Here is a 23,347-nt window from a genome sequence, read left to right as displayed (position 1 = left end):
CGGCAGACCCCCATCCCGGCCTTTCCCCTTTCAGGGGGAAGGAGTGCGGCGGCGCTAGAGGCTGCGTGTCACCTCCCCTTGGAAAGGGGAGGTCGGTTTGCGCGTGGAACGCGCAAACCGGGTGGGGATCATGTCTCTCCACTCGCACCTATGTCCCGGAGGCGCCCGACTCCAGCCCTCTCGGAGCGAGCTAACCGCCGATCTCCTTCCGCACCAGCGCGGCGGCGTCGCACATCGCCTTCAGCTTTCCGAACGCGACGTGCCGCGGCATGTATTTCATGCCGCAATCGGGCGCGACCACCAGCCGTTCGGCGGGCACCTGCTTCAGGCCGCTCCGGATGCGTGCGGCGACCGTCTCCACGGACTCGATCTCGGGATTGCCGAGGTCGAGCACGCCAAGCATGATCTTCTTCGACGACAGCTCCTTGAGCACGCCGAGATCGAGCTTCGGCTGCGCGGCCTCGATCGAGATCTGGTCGGCCGTGGTGTCGTTGAGCTCGCCAAGGAAGGAATAGCCGGCGGGCTTGTTCGAGCCCGGCACGACCGCGGCATAGCCGAAGCAGAGATGAACGACGGTCGGCACCGTGATGTCTTGAAGCGCGCGGTTGATCGCCTTCACGGCATAGCGCTTGGCGAGGTCTGGATTGTTGCGCACCCAGGGCTCGTCGAGCTGGATCACGTCGGCGCCGGCCTTTTGCAGGTCGAGCGCCTCGGCGTTGACGGCTTCGGCGAACGCCATCGCGAGTTCCTCGTCATCCTTGTAGAACTCGTTCTTGGCCTGCTGGCTCATGGTGAACGGGCCGGGCAGGGTGATCTTGGCCGCGCGGTCGGTGTTCTGCCGCAGGAACTGCATGTCGTGCAGCTCGACCGCGCGCGTGCGCTTCACCGGGCCGACCACGCGCGGCACCGGCGTCTGCGTACTGCCGGTGCGGGCGGTGATGATGGCCGGATTTTCGTCATCGATGCCTTCGAGCGCGGTGGCAAAGCGGTTGGAATAGCTTTCGCGGCGGATCTCGCCGTCGGTGACGATATCGATGCCGGCGCGCTCCATGTCTCTGATGGCGACGATCGTCGCATCGTCCTGGGCTTCTTCAAGGTGCTCGGCCGGCAACCGCCACATCGCGTGCAGGCGGGTGCGCGGCACGACCTTCGACAGCATGGCGCGGTCGACCAGCCATTCCGGCTGCGGGTAGCTGCCGACAACCGTGGTCGGCAAGAGATGCATCGGGAGGTTCATGATAGTCTCCTTGTTGTTCTTGGTTCAGCGAGGCGCGTTACGCCGCGCGGGTTGCCGCGGCCGCGACTTCGTCCTTCACGGGATTGCGCAGCACGCCGATGCCGGAAATCTCGACCTCGACGACATCGCCTTCCTTCATCCAGAGCGGCGGGGTGCGATAGGCGCCGACACCGCCGGTGGTGCCTGTGACGATGACGTCGCCGGGCGCAAGCTCGGTAAAGGTCGAGCAATAGGCGATCAGGGCAGGGACGTCGAACACGAGGTCGGAGATCGACGCGGCCTGCACCTCGACCCCGTTGAGGCGGGTGGCGATGCTCTGCTTGCTGATGTCGGGGAGTTCGTCGGTCGTCACCATCCACGGGCCGAACGCGCCGGTGCCGACGAAGTTCTTGCCCGGGGCAAATTGCGAGGTGTGGCGCTGCCAGTCGCGGATGCTGCCGTCATTGTAGCAGGCATAGCCCGCCACATGCGAAAGCGCAGCCTCGCGCGAAATCCGCCGGCCGGCCTTGCCGATGATGACGGCCATCTCGCCTTCATAGTCGAAACGCTCGGATTCCAGCGGGCGGATCATCGGCTGGCCGGCGCCGACCTGGCTGTTGGCGAAGCGGGTGAAGATCATCGGATGCGGCGGCGTCGGATGGCCACTCTCGGCAAGGTGCGTGGCGTAGTTGACGCCGATGCAAAGGATCTTGTCGGGATCGGGCACGGTCGGCAGCAGCTCGACATCCTTGAGCGCGTAGTCGGCGCGCTCGCCCTGCAGCTTCTTCAATTCGTCGAGCGAGCCCTCCGCAAGCAGCGCCTTCAGCGTCGGAAAGTTCTTCAGTCGCTTGCCGGTGTCGATCACGCCGGAATCGGTGACGATGCCATAGCTCGCGACACCAGCCGCCTTGAAACTTGCGATCTTCATGGTCTGACACTTTCTTCGATGGAGGAAACATAGTCGTCGATAGGCAGCACGATCTCGCCCGAGCGGATCGGGACGCAGTCCGGCGGAAATTCCTGGCGGAAGCGGGCGCCGAGCTCCTTGGCGCGATCGAGAAAATCCTCGAGATGGTCCATCGCGCCGGTCGGCAGGTCGTGCACCACCATCAACGTCCAGGGTTGCGAACCGCATTGATCGAGCGCGCGGCCGACCCAGCCGTCCGGATCCTCCCAGTCGCGCGGTATCGCGTTCCAGAGCACGCAGCTATGCTTGTTGCGCCTGAGGTGATCGACAACGGACGGCTTGAGCAGGCGGTCGTCGAGATTGCCGCCGCCACCAAACGGCCGGAACCAGCGCTGCGGATGGGCGAGGTCGCCAATCGCCGCCTGCGTGCGGCCGATCTCGTTCTCCGCCGTATCCGCATCCGCCTGCTGGCCGAGCGGAATGCTGTGAGTGAAGGTGTGGTTGCCGATCCAGTGGCCGTCGTCATGAGCGCGAGCCGCGAGCCTGCGCCGCGCGGGATCACCGAGCTTCTCGCCGATCACGAAGAACGTCGTCTTGATGTCGCGCTCGCGCAGGATGTCGAGCACGCGCGGCGTGACCTCCGGCTCGGGGCCATTGTCGAAACTCAATGTCAGGTCGAACACGCTGGCATCCTTTACGTCGCCGGCTGCACGGCGCCGGATCCGACGTCGTCGGCAGCGCTCTGGCCGGCGCGGGTGCCGGTCTGCCAGATCGCGGCCTTGCGTTCGATCCACTTGATCAACGCATTGAAGGCCATCGCCATGAACAGCACCAGCAGCACGCCGGCGAAGACGTGCGGGCTGTCCAGGATGGTGCGGTAGCGCGAGATCAGGTAGCCGATGCCGGCGGACGAAATCAGCATCTCTGACACCACCACGCCGACGATCACAAGCGCGCCGCCGACGCGCAGGCCCGACAGCACGGTCGGGATCGCGGCGGGAATGATGACACGGACGAGGCGCTGGCTCATCGTTGCGCCCATGCTGCGCGCGGCCAGTATGAGCTGCGGGTCGATGGTCTGGATTCCGGCAGCGGTCGCGAGCATCGTCGGCAGGAAGCCGTAGATCGAGGCGAAGGCGATCTTGGATTCCGTGCCGATGCCGAGCCAGACAGTGAACACGGGATACAGGATCACCAGCGGCACCGCATAGAGGCTCGAGACCATCGGCATGATCAGCACGCGCGGTCGCGGCAGGCTGCCGACGATGGCGCCGAGCAGGATGCCGCCGCCGCAGGCGATCGCCATCGAGATCGCGACCTCATAGAGCGTCACCGCCAGCGCGTGGCCATATTCTGGCGCCTCGTTCCATCCGGCCCTGAGCGTCGAGGACAGCGACGGCAGGAACAGTTCCGGAATAAGACCGGTGCGCGGCAGGATCTCCCACAGCGCGATCAGGCCGATCACGATCAGATGCCGAAGCGTCTTCGCGCTCATCGCAAGCCTCACGCCGATTTGCGGATATGCCGCCAGATGCGGTCGCGCAGCGTGCCGAAGGCGTCGCCGCTCAGCATCTCATAGGTGCGCGGCCGCGGCAGCGGCACCTGCAGATGGTCGACGATGCGGCCGGGCCGAGCCGACATCACGATCACCTCATCCGCGAGGTAGACCGCTTCGGTCAGGCTGTGGGTGACGAACACCACCGTCTTGCCGGTCGCCGACCAGATGCGCAGCAATTCGTCGCCCATGGTCATGCGGGTCTGCTCGTCGAGCGCGGCGAACGGCTCGTCCATCAGCAGCACCGGCGGATCCTGCACCAGGCCGCGCGCGATCGAGACGCGCTGCTTCATGCCGCCGGACAATTCATGCGGATGACGCTTGCCGAAACCGTCGAGCCCGACCAGCTTCAGCGCCTCCTGCGCCTTGGCGCGACGCTCCGCTTTCGCCACGCCGCGCAGCGCCAGCGGAAACTCGACATTCTCTTCCGCGGTGAGCCATGGGAACAGGCTCGCCTCCTGGAACACCACACCGACGCGGTCCGGGTCCGGCTTGGGGATCGGCGCGCCGTTGATGGTGATGGTGCCCGTGGTCTGCTGGCGCAGACCCGCCATCATCATCAAAAGCGTCGACTTGCCGCAGCCGCTCGGGCCGACCAGCACGACGAAGCGGCCCGGCTTGATCTCGAGCGAGACGCTGTCGAGCGCGACCACGTCCTGCGTCGACGTCTTGAAGATTTGGCCGACATTCTTGACCTCGATCGCGCCGGCGCGCGGCGGAGGCTTTAGCGGGGTTACGTTCGCCAATGGCTGCATCGCGTTTCCACCCATCTGATCAGTTCGTTGAAGGTCATCGCGATCGCCGCGACCATCACCACGCCTGCCAGCAATTGCTTCATCTGAAAATTCTCGCCCCAGGTCGCGATCTGGTGGCCGATGCCGTCGCGCGAGGCGTACATTTCGGCGAGGATCACGCCGGTGAGGTTGAAGATCATGGAGATCCGCAACGCCTCCAGCAGCACTGGCAGCATGCTCGGCAGATAGACGCGGAACGCGGTCTGCGCCGGCGTCGCGCCGTAGGAGCGGGCGACCGTCAAATGCTCCACCTTCACCGACTCCACAGCCGTCGTGGTCGACATGATCACGATGAAGATGGTCGAGAAGAAGCCGAACCCGACCTTCTGCGAGAAGCCGACGCCGAACACCAGGATGAACATCGGCAGAAAGATCGATTTCGGGATGCTGAAGGCGAAGAACAAGAGCGGCTTTGCCACTTCCGCAAAGTAGCGGTTTTCCGCGATCAGGAACCCGATCAGTGCGCCAAAGGGGACCGCGAGCGTGAACGCCGCCAGCACTTCGGTTGCCGTCACCATCAGATCCTTGCGCACGGCGGCGCGCTGCAGGAGATCGCCGAGCGTCACCAGCGTGTCGGACGCCGACGGCAGCAGCCGCGGATTGACGATGCCGGCGCGCGACAACAGTTCCCACAGCGCAAAGATCGCGACCACGATCGCGATCCGCGCCAGCTTTATGGCAAGAGTGCCCCGCATCTCAGAACTTCGTCGGGACCGGCTTGAACTTGGTGGAGATGATTTCCTCCACCGGCACGATATCCTTGAGCCCGCCGAGCTTGGCGAGATCGAGCGAAAGCTGCACGGCGGCGGGCACGTTCGCGGCACCCATGTTGCCGTCGGTCTCCAGCTTCAGAATCGTGTTCTCATATTCCAGCGCGGCGATCTCGGCCGGCATCTCGTAAAGCTCGGCGATCAGCTTCACCGTTGTGTCGCGGTTGGCGCGCATGAATTGCAGCGCGCCGTAGAGCGCGTTGACGGCCTTCTGCACCACCTCGGGCTTGGCATCGGCATATTTGTCGAGCACGATCCAGCCAGCGCTCAGATTGGGCGGCACTTCCTTGGCGTAGTCGAGGATGGTGCGGGCCTCGCCCGACTTAGCAATCTGGAAGCTGAGCGGCGAATAGACCACGGCGGCATCGACATTGCCCGCGAGCAGGTTCGGCACCAGGCCGCCACCGCCGACCGGCACGCGGGTGAATTCGAGCTTCTTGTCCTGCGCCGTCCACAGGGCGAGCAGGTCCGAGCCGGAGCCGGCCGAGGTGATCGCGACCTTCTTGCCGTTCAGATCCTTCACCTCGAGCGTCGACTTGACCGGCACCATCAGTTGCCAGCCGAAGCTGCCCATCGCGGCATTGGCGACGAGCTTCGACATCACACCCTTCTTGCGTCCGGCCGACACCAGGGACGGAGGGTCGAGAATGATGTCGGCAGCACCTGCCGCCATCGCCTCGAAGGTCTCGGCGCCGCCGCGGTAGATCGTCAGCTCGGCGTTGATGCCTTCCTTTTCGAACAGCTTCTGCCGCACGGCGGTCTCGGCGATCGTCGTCGGCCAATAGGTCTTGGTCGGCAGCCCGACGCGAATCGTCTCGGCCGCGGAGGCGGCGATGGGCGCTGCGAGCACGGTGACGGCGACGAGCGACGCCAGGGCATGGCGGCGGGACATGGGCATAGTTCTGTTTCCTCCAGGATGACTGCTTGTTTTCCGGGAACTGCGCCCGGCCTTCAGTTCGTGCCGTTCACCTCCGAGATCCGGGGCGCGGCGAGCTCGACGAATTCCATGGTGATCGTGAAGTGCTTGGACAGCGCGATGACGGCGGCATCCGCATCTCGCCTGCGTACGGCTTCGACGATCGCGGCATGCTCGGCTTCGACGTCGCGCGGCTCGCCGCGTCGGATCGACAGCCGGCGATAGCGCTCGCTCTGCTCGTGCAGTTCGTCGCGAAAGCCGAGCAGCCATCGCGAGCCGCAGGCATTGACGAGCGCGCGATGGAAGACGCGGTGGCGCACCACCCATTCCTCGTAATGCACGCCCGGCTGATCGGGATAGCGGTAAGGCACCGCCTTGAGCGCCTCCCAGGCGGCCTCGACGGCGGCGAGCCAGGCTGCGTCGCCGCGTTCGATCGAACGCCGCAGCGCCAATCCTTCGATGTCGATCCGCGTCTGCGTGACGTCGGCGAGATCGGCGAGCGAGACCGGGCTGACGCGAAAGCCGCGCTGGTCGGAGGCCTGCACCAACCCATCCGCCACCAGTCGCGACAGTGCCTCGCGCACCGCGGCGAGGCTGACGGAAAACTGTTTGGCCAGCCCCGCGATGTGGAGCTTCTGCCCGGGCAAGAGCCGGGTCGAAAGGATGTCCGCGCGCAGCCGCTCCTGCACCGCAGACGTGAGGCTTCGCGGCCGCTCGTCGCCAAATCCCTCACGAAAACTCAACTCGATGCTGTTCATGGCGGCGGAGATTGACGGGCCCGACCACTGCCGTCAATCGAAAATCGATTTTTCCTATTCTCGAGTTCCGTGATGCCGTGCCTCGCAGCGTGTTCACCGCGAGTGATGCTGGTATGGCGGATACCATTTCGCAGTCGCAAAAAGTCTGACCGCTTGAAGATGGGAGCAGGGCGACGCGCCATTGCAGTGGCAAGTCGGAATGATTCGGCGTCCAGTCTAGGCCGCGTGGATCGACCGCTGCTTCTGATCGAGCAGAGCAGGGATCTGTTCGGCCGGAACCGGGCGGCCAATGAAATAGCCCTGGGCCTCGTCGCAATTGGTCTGGCGCAGATATTCGAGCTGGTCAGCCGTTTCCACGCCTTCCGCCACCACGCCGATGCGCAGCTCCTGCGCAAGCCCGATCACGGACTTGACGATCGCAGCGCAGTCGGGCTGCACCAGCATGTCGCGGATGAAGGATTGGTCGATCTTGATGCGGCTAAAGGGCAGTTTGCGCAAGTATGTCAGCGACGAGAAGCCGGTGCCGAAATCGTCGAGCGCAACCGTTACCCCCAAATCCAACAGCGAGTTCAGGATCGACAAGGCTGATCCATACTTTGCGATCAGCATCGATTCCGTGATCTCGATCTCGAGCCGTTCGGGACGCACGCCGGCTCGCGCAAGCGCCTGCACGATCGTCTGCAGGATGCCGGCATTGTTGAACTGCACCGCGGAGAAGTTCACGGCCACGCGGATGTCGTCGGGCCATTCCGCAAGCGCCAGGCAGGCGCGGTCGACCACCCATTCGCCGATCTGGTGAATCAGCCCGGTCTCTTCCGCGATCGGGATGAAGTCACCAGGCGACACCAGCCCCCGCTCGGGATGCTGCCAGCGCAGCAGCGCTTCGAACCCGGTGATGCGGTTTTCGCCGATCTCGATGAATGGCTGATAGACCAGGAACAACTCGTTCCGCTCGATTGCCCCTTCCAGATCCCGCCGCAATGCCAGGCGATCGCGCGCCGACTTGTCGTCGCCGGGTTCGAAGAAACAGATCGTGCCGGGTCCCGTCTTCTTGGCGCGATACAGCGCGATGTCGACGTGTTTCATGAGGTCGTGGGGCGTGTTGCCGTCGCGCGGCGCCAGCACGATGCCGACGCTGGTTGCCCCGAACGCTTCGCGTCCATCGATCACCAACGGATCGTCGAAGGAGGCAACGAAACACTCGGCGATCTCGAAGGCCTCTTTCGGCCTGGTCAGATTGGCCATGATCAGCGCGAACTCGTCGCCACCGATGCGCGCGACGTGCTCGGTGGCGCGGGTGCAGCGCTGCAATCGCGCAGCCGCCTGGATCAGAAACTCGTCGCCGGCAGGATGGCCGAACTTGTCGTTCACTTCCTTGAAGCGGTCGAGATCGAGCAGCAGGACGGCAAACTCCTCGCCGGTGCGTGCCAGCCGGTCAAGCGCGTCTTCCAGGTTTTCGTTGAAGGCTATGCGGTTCGGCAGCCCAGTCAGCAGATCCCGCCGGACGGTCCGCTCCGCCTCGAGCTGCACGATGATGCGCCGTGTGAATTCGAAGGAATTGACGAACACGGCGCGGAGCAGCACGGAGCCATAGATCGCGAGCAGGATTGCAACCAGCAGGTAGACGAAGTCGCCAATCCTGTACAGGCAGATCGTGGAGCCGATAAAGATCGGCGTGGTAAAGGCGATGGCGGCGATCGGGATGGTGGCGAAAGCGAGCGCGCCGCCCGCAAGCATTCCGGCGCAAAGACAGGTGATCACCAGTTGGCCGCCATTCGAGGCGTTGGCAAAGAACGCCACCGGAACGATCGCCCACGCGGACCCCAGCACGACTGCGTTTAGCACCAATCGATGCATGGTTCGGCGAGAGACGAACTGCGGCTTTGCAATTCGTCGCGACGCGCGTGATTGCCATCCGAGCCATGCTGCGCCAAAGGCCACGGCCGCGGTCCAGATGCTGGCACGAAGCCAGTCCGCCGAGTGCCAGAGCGCGATCGCAAATATGGTCGCGTTGCAGACGTTGGCCAGCATGAAGCCGACGGCATGGCCGAGCACAAGCGACATCTGCTCGGAGCGGATGTAGCCGGCGCCCGTCTCGTCCGCCGCCGGTCCGCCGAACGCGGCGAGATCGCCGGCGAACAATTTTGAGAAATATGAGCTCAGATACGTCCGCATCCCTCGCCCTGCAGGCCTGGCCCCAAGGCGGGCGCCGATTGCGGAACCTCGCTGCAAAGCTTTGACAAACTATGAATTATGGACCGGGCGGACACCACAACAAGACGTTGTGATAACGGCGTGCGCGTGCATCGCTAACAAATCGATACAAATGCGCTTGACGGCGATTGGGCGCGGCGCTGCCGGCGGAGCCGCCAATTGAGCGTGGCAGTCAGGGCTCTCAGGCGAAGGCGCATGGCCATAAGTCTTTTCAAATTGTAGCTTTGTCTGTACGACCACGGAAAATAAAAATCTGGGGGAAACAAAATGAACAATAACAATGACAGCTTGGAATTTGATTACGTCATCGTCGGCGCCGGTTCCGCCGGTTGCGTGCTCGCCAATCGCTTGAGCGCCGACGGCAAGAACTCGGTGCTGCTGCTCGAAGCGGGACCCAGGGACACCAACGTCTGGATCCATGTACCGCTCGGCTACGGCAAGCTGTTCAAGGAAAGAACCGTCAACTGGATGTACCAGACCGAGCCCGAGCCGGAACTGCACGGGCGCCAGGTCTTTCAGCCACGCGGAAAAGTGCTGGGCGGTTCGAGCTCGATCAACGGTCTGCTCTATGTGCGCGGCCAGCACGAGGATTACGACCGCTGGCGTCAGCACGGCAATGCCGGTTGGGGCTATGAGGACGTGCTGCCTTATTTCAAGCGGGCGGAAGACCAGCAGCGCGGCGCGAATAAGTATCACGGCGCCGGCGGTCCGCTGCCGGTCTCGGACTGGCGGCATCACGATCCGCTGTCGGAAGCCTTCGTGAAGGCGGCGGCCGAGGTCGGCATTCCCACCAATCCCGATTTCAATGGCGCGACGCAGGAAGGCGCCGGCTTCTTCCAGACCACGACGCGGCGCGGGCGCCGCGCCAGCAGCGCGTTCTCCTATCTGCGCCCGGCGATGAAGCGCGGCAATCTGCATGTCGAGACCTCGGCGCTGGCGCAGCGCATCGTCTTCGAAGGCCGCCGCGCTCGTGCGGTCGAATTCAAGCAGGAGGGGCGGGTCCGCACGGCGCGTGCGCGGCGCGAGATCCTGGTCGCCGGCGGCGCCTACAACTCACCGCAACTGCTGCAGCTCTCCGGCGTCGGTCCGGCGGCGCTCTTGAAGAAGCACGGCATCGAGGTCGTGCTCGACCAGGCGGGCGTCGGCAATGATCTGCAGGATCATCTGCAGGTGCGGCTGATCACGCGCTGCCTGCAGCGCGTCACGCTCAACGACGTCGTCAACCATCCGCTGCGACGCCTTTGGGCGGGCGCGCATTATGCGGCCTTGCGGCGCGGCCCGCTGACGATCGCCGCCGGCACTTCGGGCGCATTCTTCAAGACCGATCCGCGACTGGCGACGCCTGACATCCAGATCCACTTCATCCCGTTCTCGACCGACAAGATGGGCGAGAACCTGCACACGTTTTCAGGCTTCACCGCCTCCGTCTGTCAGCTCCGCCCCGAAAGCCGCGGCTCGCTCCGCATCAAAAGTGCGGACGCTTCCGTGCCGCCGGAAATCCGCATCAATTATCTGTCGACCGAAACCGACCGTCGCGCCTTCATCGATGGCCTCCGCATCCTGCGCAAGATCCTCGCAGCGCCGGCGCTGAAGACCTATTGCGCGGAAGAGATCGAGCCGGGTCCGAAGACGATCAGCGATGAGGACCTGCTCGATTTCTGCCGCCGCACCGGCTCAACGGTCTATCACCCGACCTCGACCTGCCGCATGGGCAACGACGCGCTGGCCGTCGTCGACCAACGGCTCAAGGTGCGCGGCATCGGAGGTTTGCGCGTGGTCGATGCTTCGATCATGCCCGACCTGATGTCAGGCAACACCAACGCGCCGACGATCATGATCGCGGAAAAGGCGTCGGACATGATTTTGGAGGATGCGCGCTGATCGCCTCTCCCCGCCTGCGGGGAGAGGCCGGATCGCATCGCAAGATGCGATCCGGGTGAGGGGGAGTCTCCGCGAATCCGTCTGCCACCAATATACGCGGCGAGAGCCCCTCACCCCAACCCTCTCCCCGTAAGAACGGGGAGAGGGAGAAATAGCTAACCCCGATACGACCGCACCCGCTGCACCATCTGCTCGACATGGGCGATCGGCGTCTCCGGCTGGATGCCGTGGCCGAGATTGAAGATCAGCCGGCCCTTGCCGTAATTCTCCAGCACATCGTCGACCGCGCGATCGAGCGCGTCGCCGCCGGTGATCAGCGCGAGCGGATCGAGATTGCCCTGCACCGCGACGCGGCTCTGTACCCGTTCGCAGATCATCGCCGGCTCCGCCGTCCAGTCGATGCTGACGGCGTTGACGCCGGTCGCTTCGACATAGGCTGGCAGCATGCCGGCTGCGCCACGGGGAAAGCCGATGATCTTGGCGCCTGGCACCTGCCTCCGCACGCCCTCGACGATGCGCCGCGCCGGCTCGATCGACCAGCGCTCGAATTCGCGCGGCGGCAGCACGCCCGCCCAGGTGTCGAATAGCTGCAGGCAGTCGGCACCGGCTTTCAACTGACCGACGAGATAGTGGATCGAATTCTCCACCAGTACGTCGATGATCTTTTCGAATGCCGCGGGCTGTCGATAGGCCATCATCCGCGCCGGCGCCTGATCGGGCGTGCCCTGGCCCGCGACCATATAGGTTGCGACCGTCCATGGCGCGCCGCAGAAGCCGATCAGCGCGATCCTGTCGTCGAGCTCGCGCCGCACGCGGCGCAGCGCTTCATAGACCGGCTCGAGCTTTGTGAAGTCTGCATGCGCGGCAAGCGTCTTCACTTTTTCGGGCGTATCGAGCGGATCAAGCCGTGGGCCTTCGCCGGCCTCGAACCGCACCGAGCGTCCCAGTGCATAGGGAATGACGAGGATGTCGGAGAAGATGATCGCCGCATCGAAGTTGAAGCGGCGGATCGGCTGCAGCGTGACTTCGGCGGCATAGTCCGGCGTGAAGCACAGATCGAGGAAGCTGCCGGCCTTGGCCCGCAATTCGCGATATTCGGGCAGATAGCGGCCGGCCTGCCGCATCATCCAGATCGGCGGGATCGGCTGGCGATTGCCGGCAAGCACATCAAGGAGCGGCTTGGGAGAATCTTGGGACAAGAAAGGTTCCTGCTGAAACGACTGACATTCTGGCGCTTCTGTACACGGCGCGCCGCGTCCGGCCAAGGCGGATCTGGAACCGCCGGCGAGCACGGTGCGTTGATCCCGCGCAAATGGAGGGAGCATATGGCTGAGAAATTCAATCCGGCGCCGCATGACAAGCATGCCGATGACCCGCGCGAGGCGCTCGCCGCCGATCGCGAGACGCACGAGAAGCTCGAGGCCGGCCTGGAGCACACCTTTCCGGCCTCCGACCCCGTGAGCGCGGCCCAACCTTCGCCGACCAAGCACGATGGCGAGAGCGAAGACCCGTCGCTCTGGGAAAAAGTGAAGGCAGTGTTCCGCTAGCCGTCGTCGCGAACGAGCCTCCGTCGTCCTCGCGAAAGCGAGGACCCATAACCACAGGATTTAGTGTTACGCTCTGAACTGAGTCCGGAGCCCATCTTGGATGGCGGTGGTTATGGGTCCCGGGTCAAGCCCGGGACGACGGCCACATTTCAATAATGCGGCGGCCGCTCGTTGATCGGAGCGGCCGTGTTGCTTTCGGCTTCCTGCAACCGCCCGCGCAATTCCCCCATTTGCCGCGTCAGCGCATCGATCTGCTTCCATTGCGCGGTGATGGTCTCGTTCAGCGTCTCGATCGTGTCGTCCTGATAGGCGATCCGCGTTTCCAGTGCATCGATGCGCTCGGCGAGTGTTTTCATATCAGGCGTCATGGCGTCAGTCATGGGCGGTCTCTTTTCCGCGCTCGCGCAAGCCGTGGCCGAGCGCGACCCGTTCGTCGAATACGAAACATTCGCCGCGCCAGCGGCTCTCCCGCTTCGGCATCTCTTCCAGATATTTCAGGATGCCGCCCTTGAGGTGGTACACTTCACCGAAGCCGCGCGCGAGCAAAAAGCTGCTCGCCTTCTCGCAGCGGATGCCGCCGGTGCAGAACATCGCGATCTTCCGGTGCCTGGCCGGATCGAGCTCGCGCGCGGCAAAGTCCTTGAACTGTCCGAAACTCTTGATGCCGGGATCGACCGCGCCCTCGAACGTGCCCAGCGCGACCTCGAAGGCGTTGCGGGTGTCGATCACAAGCGTGTCAGGATCGGCGATCAGCGCATTCCACTCGGCGGGATCGACATAGATCCCGACCTGCCGCGTCGGATCGACGGAGGCATCGCCGAGCGTGACGATCTCCTTCTTCAGCCGCACCTTCATTCGCTGGAATGGCATTGCGGAGGCTTCCGAGAATTTCAGTTCCAATCTGTTGAGCCGGCCGCCGAACACCGCGCCGTGCCGCAGTTCCCCGACAAAGGCGTCGATCGCCTCGGCGCGTCCCGCGGTCGTGCCATTGACGCCCTCGCTCGCCAGCAGGATGCTGCCCCTCAACCCGAGACCCGCAGAAATTGCGTGCAGGGGGTCGCGCAGCTCCCGGTAATCGGGCAGACTGGCGAATTGGTAGAAGGCGGCGACTTTCAGCGGCATGGCGCGGATTTATCAGGCAGTTGGGCCAGCGAAAACCCTTAGTCGGATTTCCCGGCGCAACGCAGCTCTGGCATGCCAGCCATTGCAGAGAACGGCACGAATATGTCATGTAGCTCCCGCCTCGCCGGGAACTCCAATGCAGAACAACCAAGTGAGCTACCTTTAATGAGAAACTTCCATTTCGCCGGCCGCTCCACCGTCCACTCGCTCAACGGCATGGTGGCGACGTCGCACCCGGAGGCCGCGCTGGCGGCGATCGACGTGATGCGCGAGGGCGGCACGGCAGTGGATGCGGCGATCGCCGCGTCAGCGCTGCTGGCGGTGATCGAGCCGCAATCGACCGGCATCGGCGGCGACTGCTTTGCGCTGGTGCAGCCAAGAGGCGAGGGCAAGATCACGGCCTATAACGGCTCGGGCCGCGCCCCGATGGCGGCGACCTGCGAATGGTATCTCGAGCGCAAGATCCATTCGGTGCCGCTGACCTCGGCGCATGCGGTGAGCATCCCCGGCGCCGTCGACGCATGGCAGACGATTTTGCGGGATCACGGCAAGTTCGGCCTCGACAAGCTGCTGCAGCCGGCGATCAAGGCGGCGGAAGAGGGCTATGTCGTCGCGCCGCGCATCGCCTTCGACTGGAAGAACCAGTTCGAGAAACTGAAGAACGGCACCAACACCGCGCGCTATCTGTTGCCGCACGGCAAGCCCGCGGTCGCGGGCGACGTGATCCGCCAGCCCGAGCTCGGCAAGACGCTGCGTGCGATCGCAAAGGACGGCCCGAAGGCCTTCTATACCGGTGAGATCGCTGAGGACATGGTCGCGACGCTGCGCAGCATCGGCGGCCTGCACACGCTGGACGATTTCGCCAATCACTCGACCGAGGTCACCGCGCCGATCGGCACCATCTACAAGGGCTACGACGTCTGGCAGTGCCCACCGAACGGCCCGGGCATTACCATGCTGGTGATGCTCAACATCCTCTCGCGTTTCGATCTGACCAAGTTCCCCGCGCTCAGCGTCGAACGTTTCCATCTCGAGGCGGAGGCCGCGCGCATCGCCTACATGATGCGCGAGCAGCACATCGGCGATCCGCGGCACGTGCATGTGGATGTCGCCGGCATCCTGGCCAAGGAATTCGCCGACGAATACATCAAGAACATCCGGATGGACCGGCTGCTGGAACTGCCGAATGTCGCGCCGCCGATGAATCCGTCGACGGTCTATATCACCGTGGTCGACAAGGACCGCAACGTCTGCTCCTTCATCAACTCGATCGCGCACTCCTTCGGCTCGGCGATCGTCTCCAACAAGACCGGCATCCTCCTGCAGAACCGCGCCGGCGGCTTCCGCATCCAGCCCGGCCATCCCAACTGCATCGCGCCGGGCAAGCGTCCCCTGCATACGATAATCCCGAGCCTTGCGACCAAGAACGGCCGCGCAATCATGCCGTTCGGCGTGATGGGCGGACAGTACCAGCCGGTCGGCCAGACCCGAGTGCTGACCAACATCCTCGACTATGGCTGCGACGTGCAGGAAGCGATCGATATGCCGCGCGGCCTGCATTACGAGGGCGTCTATCAGCTCGAGGACAGCGTGCCGGCCGCGATCGTCGAGGGCCTGAAGAAGATAGGGCACAAGACCACCAGCGTGGTTGCTCCGCTCGGTGGCGGGCAGGCGATCTGGATCGACTGGGACAAGGGCACGCTGACCGGCGGTTCCGATCCGCGCAAGGACGGCTGCGCGCTCGGTTACTAGACCATTTTCTCGGTTCTGATTGAATCAGAACCGAGGCTCTGGATTCTCCTCTCGACGCGTTTTCTTCACGCTAACCGGCATCCACTTCGCTCGAAAACGCTCCAAGCGCGTCTTCAACATCCTGGAACTGGCGCTGCTTCACAGCGCTGTGCTTCGTCATCTCCGGAACAACGCTTCACCGCCTTTGTTAGGGCGGTGAGGCGCAGGCGTGCGCCGCAATTCCTTTCGCAAGCGGAGCCCGTCATGGATGACAAGACAAATCCGCAATCCCGTTCCAGCTTCAATCGGCGTTCGTTCCTTGCGGGAGCTGCCGGCGGCGCTATGTTCCCGCTGGCGGCGCGCGCGGCTGAACCGGCGACGACCACGATCCCTTCGACACAGGATCCCACGCTTCCCGTTCCGGTGACGCTGCGCGTCAACGGCCACGACAATGCCCTCAACATCGATGCGCGCACCACGGTGCTCGACGCGCTGCGCGAGCATATAGGGCTCACCGGCAGCAAGAAGGGCTGCGACCACGGCCAGTGCGGCGCCTGCACCGTGCTGATCGAGGGGCGTCGCGTGCTGTCCTGCCTGACGCTCGCGCTGTCGGCGCAGGATCACGAGATCACCACGATCGAAGGTCTCTCCAACGGCGCGCGCCTGCATCCGATGCAGCAGGCCTTCATCGACCAGGATGCCTTCCAGTGCGGTTATTGCACGCCAGGCCAGATCATGTCGGCGATCGCCTGCGTGAAGGAAGGCCACGCCGGCAACGACGAGGACATCCGCGAATATATGAGCGGCAACATCTGCCGCTGCGCCGCCTATCCGAACATCGTGGCCGCCGTGAAGCAGGCCGCGCCCGAAATCCTCTCTGGCTAGCAAGGGCATACCCATGCGATCCTTTGCCTATCAAAGAGCCGCCGATCCCTCTGCGGCCATCCAGGCGCTGGCGGCGGCAAGCGCCAGCAATAATCCCCTGACCGAAGCCGAAATCCAGCCGCTTGCCGGCGGCACTACGCTGCTCGACCTGATGAAGCTCGACGTGATGCGCCCGCGCGCAATCGTCGACATCAATCCGCTGTCGCCGACGTGGGCTACGGTCAGCCTGGAGAACGGCAATCTGCGCCTCGGCGCGATGGCGCGGATGGCCGACGTCGCGGCCAATCCGGAGATCCAGCAGAACTATCCCGTAGTCGCCGACTCGCTGAAGCTTGCCGCGAGCGCGCAGCTTCGCAACATGGCCACCCTCGGCGGCAACGTGCTGCAGCGGACCCGCTGCACCTATTTCCGCGACGTCAGCTATGAGGCCTGCAACAAGCGCAATCCGGGCTCGGGCTGCGCCGCGATGGACGGCTTCAACCGCAGCCACGCGGTGCTCGGCACTTCGGACAAATGCATCGCAACCTATCCCGGCGATTTCGCGCAGGCCCTGATCGCGCTCGATGCGAGCGTGGACATCACCGGCAAGTCGGGCACCCGGACTATTCCCTTTGCGCAACTGCACAAGGCGCCTGGCGACACGCCGCAGCTCGAGACCACGCTCGAGCCGGGTGAACTGATCTCCGGTTTCACCATCCCCGGCCGCTGGCCGCGCTCGGCCTATCTCAAGGTGCGGGACCGCCAGTCCTACGAATTCGCTTTGGCATCGGCTGCGATCGCGCTCGATGTTCAGGACGGCACGGTGCGAGATGCGCGCATCGCACTTGGCGGTGTCGCAACGCTGCCATGGCGGGCGCGCGACGCCGAAGCTGAGCTCAAAGGCCAGAAGTTCGACGATGCACTGGCAGAACGAGTGGCTGAAATCGCCTTCGAAGGCGCATCCGCGCGTAGCCATAATGAATTCAAGATCGAGCTCGGCAAGCGCGTCGTCGCCCGCGCGCTGCATCAGGCCATGACCATGGAGATCTGACGATGACGACAGCCGCTCCCGCTCCCAAGGCCAATATGGGCCAGCCGATCCCGCGCTATGATGCCGTCGCCAAGGTGACCGGGACGGCGCAATATGCTGCCGACATGCCACTGCGCGATCCGGCCTATGCCTATCTCGTCACCAGCGCGATCGCGAAGGGCCGTGTCGACAACTTCGACCTGTCCGAAGCGCAGAAGGTGCGCGGCGTTGTCGATATCGTCACGCACGAGAATGCGGAGCACCTTGAGCCCGCAAAGTTCTTCAGCAATGGCGGCTATGCGTCCACGACCAATCAGCCGCTGCGATCTCCTGACATTGCCGAGGAGGGCCAGATCATCGCGGTCGTGCTCGCGGATACCTATGAGGCGGCGCGCGAGGCCGCGCATCGGGTCAAGGTGAGCTATACGGCGGCGACGCCGACTGCGAGCTTTCATTCGCCCGGCACGGTCGCGGCCCGCGCCAAGGGCCAGCTTGCGATGTTCAAGGACGACCCAAAGGTCGGCGATTTCGACAAGGCGTTCGAGGAGGCGGAGGTGCAGATTTCCGCCGAGTATGAAACGCCGCCGCAGCACCACAATCCGATGGAGCTGTTCGCCACCAGCGTCGCCTGGAATGGCGACAGCCTGACCATCTACGAACCAAGCCAGTTCGTCCACGGCCTGAAGAACGGAGTTGCCACCCAGCTCGGCATTGATCCGGACCGCGTGCATGTGGTCAATCCCTATGTCGGCGGCGCCTTCGGCTCGAAGGGCTCGATGACCCCGCGCACCGCGATCATGGCAAGCATTTCCCGTCGCCTGCGCCGCCCGGTGAAGCTCGTCGCCACGCGCGATCAGGGCTTCAACGTCTCGACCTACCGCGCCGAGACGCGCCACCGCGTCGAACTCGGCGCAATGAGCGACGGCAAGCTGACGGCGTTGCGGCACGAGGGCTGGGAAATCTCCTCGCGCGCGGACGCCTATTGCGTCGGTGGCACCAAGACCACGACGCGGCTCTATGACTGCCCGAATGTCGACAGCCTGGTCTGGATCGTGCGTGCCGACCGCAACACGCCGGGCTTCATGCGCTCGCCGCCGGAAGTACCGTACCTCTTCGCGCTGGAAAGCGCGATGGACGAATTGGCGTATCAGTTGAAGATGGACCCGATCGAGCTGCGGCGCGTCAACGACACGAACCGGGAGCCGATCGGCGGCAAGCCCTACACGTCTCGCTCGCTGATGGCCTGTTTCGATGAGGGTGCCAAGGCGTTCGGCTGGGCGGAGCGCAACCGCGAGCCTCGATCGATGGCGGACGGCGAGTGGCTGATCGGCTATGGCTGCGCCACCACCTGCTATCCGACCCAGATGGCGCCGGCCGCGGCTCGCGTGCGGCTGCGGCGCGATGGGCGCGTGCGCGTCGAGATCGCCGGTCACGAGATCGGCAATGGCGCCTACACCGTTATAGCGCAGGCGGCCGCCACGAGGCTCGAGGTTCCCGTCGAGAGGGTCACCGTCGTGATCGGCGACAGCGACTTGCCGCCGGCGCCGGTGGCCGGCGGCTCGAACTCGACCGCGAGCACCTGCTCCACCGTGATGATGGTGTGCGACCAGGTCAGGCAGCGGCTGCTCAAGGCCATGATGCCGAACCAAGGGCAGACCGTCGGCCAGACGCCGTCAGGCGGAGCCTCGCGCAGCGACCAGCGGCTCGATCTCGATCGTGAGGCAGCGTTCGACGCGCTCGGCGTCAGCGTGATCGAGGAGTATGGCGAGTGGAAACCCGACGGCGCGCCGGCGGACTCATTCCGCGCCATGCATAACGGCCAGGTGCGCATGGTCGGCGGCCCGGAGTTCGGCGGGAAGATCGCCTACGCTTTCGGCGCCGACTTCGTCGAGGTGCGCGTCAACCGCTTCACGCATGAGATCCGGGTGCCGCGCGTGCTCGGCGCGTTTGCCGCCGGCCACATCATGAACCCGCGCACCGCGCGCAGCCAGCTGATGGGCGGCCTGATCTGGGGCGTGGCCTCCGCGCTGCATGAGGCAACCGAACTCGACGAGCGCTATGCGCGCTACGTCAATGACAATCTCGCCGACTATCTCGTCCCGGTGAACGCCGATATTCCTGACGTTGAGGTGATCCTGCTCTCGGAGGAGGACACGCAGATCAATCCGGCCGGCGTGAAGGGGCTTGGCGAACTCGGCAATGTCGGCACCAACGCTGCGGTCTGCAACGCGATCTTTCACGCCACCGGTCAGCGCATCCGGAGATTGCCGGTGCGTTTGGAAAAGATCGAGGTATAGCGCGTCGAAAAAGAGCTAGGGAAATCGCCTGCCTTGCGTTAGAGACGTGCCGCCCTACGTAAAGAAGGTAGTTGCGATGCACTCCAGCCGACGTACCATCGTCAAGACCATCGCTGCCGTCGCGGCCGCGATTTCCGTTCCCGCCATGTCGAAGATGGCATCGGCCCAACCAGCAGGAAAAACCGTGACGACACCTTCAGGACTGCAGATTATCGATACCAAGGAGGGCACCGGTGCTTTCCCGAAGCCCGGCCAGATCTGCGTCATGCATTACACCGGCTGGCTCTACGAGAACGGCCAGAAGGGCAAGAAATTCGACTCGTCGGTGGATCGCAACGAGCCGTTCGAGTTTCCGATCGGCCAGCGCAAGGTCATCACCGGCTGGGACGAGGGCGTCGCCACGATGAAGGTCGGCGGCAAGCGCACTCTCATCATCCCGCCCAATCTGGGCTACGGCGCGCGCGGCGCCGGCGGCGTGATCCCGCCGAATGCGACGCTGATGTTCGACGTCGAATTGCTGGCCGTGAAGTAAAGGCCGGGTTCTCTCTCTCCGTCATGCCCGGGCTCGTCCCGGGCATCCACGCGCTTTCGACCGACTGGCCAAGACGTGGATGGCCGGGTCAAGCCCGGCCATGACGAGCAGAGGTGTCTGGTTTCATCTGGCCTGCGACCGCGTTTTTCTGTAGCGTTACCGCGACAGTCTTTTTGAAGGCAGCAGAGATGAGCGGCACCCACGACCACTCGCATTCCCACGATCACGACGAGCGCTGGAAGCACGACGGCGTCCGCGTCATTCCCGGCAACCAGCTCGATCCGAACGTGCCGTCGACGGCCGGCATGGACCGCAAGGCCGCGATCAACTTTGCCCGCGTCGGCGCGCAGAAGCTGTGGGCCGGTACCGTGACCATCAAGCCCGACGCCAAGACCGGCGCGCATCATCACGGCCATCTCGAAAGCATCATCTATGTCGTGAAGGGCAAGGCGCGGATGCGCTGGGGTGAACACCTGCAATTCACGGCGGAAGCCGGCCCCGGCGATTTCATCTTCGTGCCGCCCTATGTGCCGCACCAGGAGATCAACGCCAGCCCGGACGAAGTGCTCGAATGCGTGCTGGTCCGCAGCGACGGCGAAGCGGTCGCGATCAACCTCGACATCGAGCCGGTGGAGAAGCCGGAGACGGTGTTGTGGGTCGATCCGGTGCACCGGCATCCGGATGAGAAGAAGTAACGGAGCGGTACTCTAGAATTGCCGCGATCGATACTGCTCGTACTCCCGCCGGCACGCTTTGCTGAACCCATGCAGGAGGTCGATGGTGTGGTCTTTGACCATGCCTCGCATCTCGACGAAGCTCTTGTCGGGCTCGGCATAGGTATCGAGGATTCTCTGCGCAACCCGTTCGGCCTCGTCAACGATCTCGGTGGATGACAACACCCGCATCCGCGAGATCTTGGCATAAAGCCCGACCAGATCCGGAAGGTCGGGATTCTCATGCTGAAGCGCGTCGATGTAGCATTTTGAAGCGATCTCGATGAATTCGCGATAGATGTCCTGCCGGCGCAGATTTTCGCCGGCAGACCATTGCGAATGCACCATGGCGCGCTGGGTGAACCAGGCGGCCGTTGCCGACGTCAGCCCTCCGATGGCAGCACCGGCGAGTGCCGCAAAACCCGAGATCAGCGATGCATCGATCATTCGACGATCATAGCTGGGCGGCGTGGTTTGAAAAGTCCAGCCTATCATTGCTGACGGCTCGGTCGGCTCAAGAAGTCCAGGAGGCGCTGATCTTCGGCGCCGCGGCGGGGCCAGTGTCAAGCCCGGTATTCCAATGCAGGCATTTGGTGGTTCGCCCAATCCCGGGATTGAAGGCATTGCAGGGGTCGAGCGCCTTGTAGTGTTCTACCAGCGCCGGCTTTGCGTGATAGAGATGGCCGACATTGTGCTCGGCCGGATATTCGGCGCCGCGCTGATCGAGCAGTTTCCACATCTGCTCCTCGATCGCCGGACAATCATGTCCTTTCGCCACGATGTAGTCCTGGTGGAAGACGTGGCAGAAGAAGTGGCCGTAGTAGAGCTTGTGCAGAAGCTTTGCGTCGATGTCGGGCGGCAGGCTTTCACACCACTGCTCGTCGTTGCGGCGGAGCGCGACGTCGAGGGCGACGATGTCCTCGACCTCGCGGCCGTGGACGGCGCGATAGCGCACCGCAGCGCCTGCGGCGGCGAAGCGGTGGAGCATCGCCTTGGCGCCCTCGTCGTCGGTACAGGTGAAGAAGTCGCCGTTCTCTGAGGGAAAGATCGATTTCAAATATTGAGCGGCTTCCTCGATGCCGTCATCACCCATTTGCAGGATCAGGTGATGCTCGAAGCGATCGCGATACTCCATCATCCTCTTCGGCAGGTGACGGGGAAACAGCGAGCTTGCAAATTGCATGATTCTGTCGCTGAGGTTGCCCGGCAGGAAAGCCAGGCGCTCGCAAATGCCGTCAAAGCGTCCCTTGATTGCGAACAGCATGGGCAGCCAGGCGGTGCCGAGATAGTGGATCGCGAGAAAAGTATCCTTGCCGTATTTTTCCGCGATATCGAAGGCTGTGCGGTGCAGATATTCGCCGGAGATCGGCAGCGATTTGAACCCGGCCAGGATGTGCCGGCGGATCGTCTCGAGTTCGGAAGGATCGTTGGAGCCGATATAGAAGGCGCCGGTTCGCGCGGTCTTGGCGAAGGTATCGAGCCGCACCGCCATCAGCATCACCTTGCCGGCGCTGCCCGATGCCTCGAACAGCCGGTGCGGATCGGCATTGAAGCGAGCCGCGGTCGGCGCCTCGATGTCGCGGACATGCGTCGCATAATCATGGTCGGACGCCAGCCGGTTCGGATCGTTTGCGACGTCGGCGTCCGTGAAGGCTCCCTTCTCAAGCCTTTCCAGCATTGCCTCGGGATCATTACCGAGATCGATGCCGAGATGGTTGACGAGATGAACGTCGCCGGCTTCGTCCAGCTGGGCGAACAAAGCGAGTTGCGTAAAGGCGGGGCCACGATGGATCAGCGCGCCGCCTGAATTGTTGCAGATGCCGCCGAACACGGAGGCACCGATGCAGGACGAGCCGATCACGGAATGAGGGTCCCGCCCCAGCGGCCGCAATCGGTCCTCGAGCTGGTAGAGCGTCGCACCGGGCAGGCACACCACCTGCTTGCCTTCGTTGACAAGATGGATGCCGGTGATCCGCATGGTGTTGATCAACACGATGCCGCGGTCATAGTCGTTGCCGTCGGGCGTCGAGCCACCGGTAAGGCCGGTATTGGCGGCCTGCATGATCACGATCTTGTTGGCGGCGGCGCAGGCCTTCAACACCCGCCACTGCTCGACGAGGGTGCCGGGACGGACCACCGCGACGACCGAACCATGTCCGAAACGGAAGCCGGTGCAGAATCTGCGGGTGCTCTCCATGCCGGTCAGCACATGGGATCTTCCGACGATACCGGAAAGACGCTTAAGGAGGGCGGCGTCATCCGTGACGCTCGTGCGGCCATCATTGATCGAGCCGGGTGACAGACGAACAGCAGGCTCCATGGCGAAGGGCTCCGACTATTTCAACACAGCCGTGGTCGTCTATTCGTAAGGCTGACTTCTCAGGAATGTCAAAAGCCAAGGGCCGGATTTTGCAACCTTGACGCAGGCGTGATGCAAGATCACCGTGCGAATAGACAAGTCATGATAACTCAAAGACGCCATGCGCTCTCCCGTCATTCC

22 protein-coding genes are annotated in these 23,347 nt (G+C 63.9%); 8 read left to right on the top strand and 14 right to left on the bottom strand.

The genetic code is table 11. The features are described from left to right. Positions 1–190: 190 nt before the first annotated feature. The 9 genes from YY7_RS0106960 to YY7_RS0106920 form a co-directional block, all read right to left on the bottom strand. Positions 191–1,237, bottom strand: coding sequence for a uroporphyrinogen decarboxylase family protein (locus YY7_RS0106960; RefSeq protein ID WP_028162604.1), 1,047 nt, complete (start codon positions 1,235–1,237; stop codon positions 191–193). 37 nt (positions 1,238–1,274) lie between these two features. Next, a complete protein-coding gene (locus tag YY7_RS0106955; protein ID WP_028162603.1) occupies positions 1,275–2,144 on the bottom strand; it encodes a fumarylacetoacetate hydrolase family protein in 870 nt (289 codons plus the stop codon). Next, positions 2,141–2,806, bottom strand: coding sequence for a polysaccharide deacetylase family protein (locus YY7_RS0106950; protein ID WP_028162602.1), 666 nt, complete (start codon positions 2,804–2,806; stop codon positions 2,141–2,143). Before YY7_RS0106950 ends, YY7_RS0106955 begins: the two co-directional genes overlap by 4 nt. Before the next feature lie 11 nt (positions 2,807–2,817). Continuing rightward, positions 2,818–3,618 (bottom strand): ABC transporter permease, encoded by an 801-nt coding sequence (locus tag YY7_RS0106945; RefSeq protein WP_035689479.1) that lies wholly within the window; start codon positions 3,616–3,618, stop codon positions 2,818–2,820. A gap of 8 nt (positions 3,619–3,626) precedes the next feature. Next, positions 3,627–4,433 carry an ABC transporter ATP-binding protein gene (locus YY7_RS0106940; protein WP_051396585.1) on the bottom strand — a complete coding sequence of 269 codons (807 nt, stop codon included), beginning with the start codon at positions 4,431–4,433 and terminating at the stop codon, positions 3,627–3,629. Continuing rightward, positions 4,412–5,167: an ABC transporter permease gene (locus tag YY7_RS0106935; RefSeq protein ID WP_028162599.1), complete on the bottom strand. Its 756-nt coding sequence runs from the start codon at positions 5,165–5,167 to the stop codon at positions 4,412–4,414. The genes YY7_RS0106940 and YY7_RS0106935 overlap by 22 nt, the downstream gene beginning before the upstream one ends. 1 nt (position 5,168) lies before the next feature. Next, positions 5,169–6,140: an ABC transporter substrate-binding protein gene (locus tag YY7_RS0106930; protein WP_028162598.1), complete on the bottom strand. Its 972-nt coding sequence runs from the start codon at positions 6,138–6,140 to the stop codon at positions 5,169–5,171. Positions 6,141–6,193: 53 nt separating this feature from the next. After that, complete coding sequence (locus YY7_RS0106925) at positions 6,194–6,916, bottom strand: GntR family transcriptional regulator (RefSeq protein WP_028162597.1); 723 nt, start codon at positions 6,914–6,916, stop codon at positions 6,194–6,196. A gap of 216 nt (positions 6,917–7,132) precedes the next feature. After that, positions 7,133–9,091, bottom strand: coding sequence for a putative bifunctional diguanylate cyclase/phosphodiesterase (locus YY7_RS0106920; protein ID WP_028162596.1), 1,959 nt, complete (start codon positions 9,089–9,091; stop codon positions 7,133–7,135). Between the two features lie 306 nt (positions 9,092–9,397). Between YY7_RS0106920 and YY7_RS0106915 the strand changes: the two genes are divergently transcribed. Next, positions 9,398–11,011 (top strand): GMC family oxidoreductase, encoded by a 1,614-nt coding sequence (locus YY7_RS0106915; protein ID WP_028162595.1) that lies wholly within the window; start codon positions 9,398–9,400, stop codon positions 11,009–11,011. 155 nt (positions 11,012–11,166) lie between these two features. On the opposite strand, the gene hemE is transcribed toward YY7_RS0106915, so the two are convergent. Further along, entirely contained in the window at positions 11,167–12,210 is a 1,044-nt protein-coding gene (gene hemE, locus YY7_RS0106910; protein ID WP_028162594.1) for a uroporphyrinogen decarboxylase, read from the bottom strand. Positions 12,211–12,336: 126 nt separating this feature from the next. Between hemE and YY7_RS0106905 the strand changes: the two genes are divergently transcribed. Then, positions 12,337–12,558, top strand: a complete 222-nt coding sequence (locus YY7_RS0106905; RefSeq protein ID WP_028162593.1) for a hypothetical protein — start codon at positions 12,337–12,339, stop codon at positions 12,556–12,558. A gap of 149 nt (positions 12,559–12,707) precedes the next feature. On the opposite strand, the gene YY7_RS0106900 is transcribed toward YY7_RS0106905, so the two are convergent. Both YY7_RS0106900 and YY7_RS50930 read right to left on the bottom strand, forming a co-directional pair. After that, positions 12,708–12,926, bottom strand: a complete 219-nt coding sequence (locus tag YY7_RS0106900; RefSeq protein ID WP_028162592.1) for a SlyX family protein — start codon at positions 12,924–12,926, stop codon at positions 12,708–12,710. Positions 12,927–12,930: 4 nt separating this feature from the next. Beyond that, entirely contained in the window at positions 12,931–13,680 is a 750-nt protein-coding gene (locus tag YY7_RS50930; RefSeq protein ID WP_035689476.1) for a rhodanese-related sulfurtransferase, read from the bottom strand. Between the two features lie 165 nt (positions 13,681–13,845). Here YY7_RS50930 and ggt point away from each other — a divergent pair, with 165 nt between their 5' ends. The 6 genes from ggt (at position 13,846) to YY7_RS0106865 (ending at position 20,829) form a co-directional block, all read left to right on the top strand. Beyond that, positions 13,846–15,432: a gamma-glutamyltransferase gene (gene ggt, locus YY7_RS0106890; protein ID WP_028162591.1), complete on the top strand. Its 1,587-nt coding sequence runs from the start codon at positions 13,846–13,848 to the stop codon at positions 15,430–15,432. Between the two features lie 243 nt (positions 15,433–15,675). Then, on the top strand, positions 15,676–16,296 hold the full coding sequence (locus YY7_RS0106885; RefSeq protein WP_028162590.1) for a (2Fe-2S)-binding protein: 621 nt from the start codon (positions 15,676–15,678) through the stop codon (positions 16,294–16,296). Between the two features lie 13 nt (positions 16,297–16,309). Continuing rightward, complete coding sequence (locus tag YY7_RS0106880) at positions 16,310–17,326, top strand: FAD binding domain-containing protein (RefSeq protein WP_028162589.1); 1,017 nt, start codon at positions 16,310–16,312, stop codon at positions 17,324–17,326. Between the two features lie 2 nt (positions 17,327–17,328). Next, entirely contained in the window at positions 17,329–19,602 is a 2,274-nt protein-coding gene (locus tag YY7_RS0106875) for a xanthine dehydrogenase family protein molybdopterin-binding subunit (protein ID WP_028162588.1), read from the top strand. 145 nt (positions 19,603–19,747) lie between these two features. Then, entirely contained in the window at positions 19,748–20,134 is a 387-nt protein-coding gene (locus YY7_RS0106870) for an FKBP-type peptidyl-prolyl cis-trans isomerase (RefSeq protein WP_245287222.1), read from the top strand. Between the two features lie 188 nt (positions 20,135–20,322). Next, positions 20,323–20,829, top strand: a complete 507-nt coding sequence (locus YY7_RS0106865) for a cupin domain-containing protein (protein ID WP_028162586.1) — start codon at positions 20,323–20,325, stop codon at positions 20,827–20,829. Positions 20,830–20,841: 12 nt separating this feature from the next. Here the strand turns inward: YY7_RS0106865 and YY7_RS0106860 are convergent, their stop codons facing one another. Continuing rightward, entirely contained in the window at positions 20,842–21,294 is a 453-nt protein-coding gene (locus YY7_RS0106860) for a hypothetical protein (RefSeq protein WP_028162585.1), read from the bottom strand. Between the two features lie 67 nt (positions 21,295–21,361). Continuing rightward, complete coding sequence (gene dld / locus YY7_RS0106855) at positions 21,362–23,167, bottom strand: D-lactate dehydrogenase (RefSeq protein WP_080663612.1); 1,806 nt, start codon at positions 23,165–23,167, stop codon at positions 21,362–21,364. Between the last annotated feature and the right edge of the window lie 180 nt (positions 23,168–23,347).

This window comes from Bradyrhizobium elkanii WSM2783 (genome assembly GCF_000472865.1).
GTDB lineage: Bacteria > Pseudomonadota > Alphaproteobacteria > Rhizobiales > Xanthobacteraceae > Bradyrhizobium > Bradyrhizobium elkanii_A.
The sequence above is the reverse complement of the archived record's forward strand: the minus strand, read 5'-3'. Positions and strand labels throughout refer to the sequence as shown.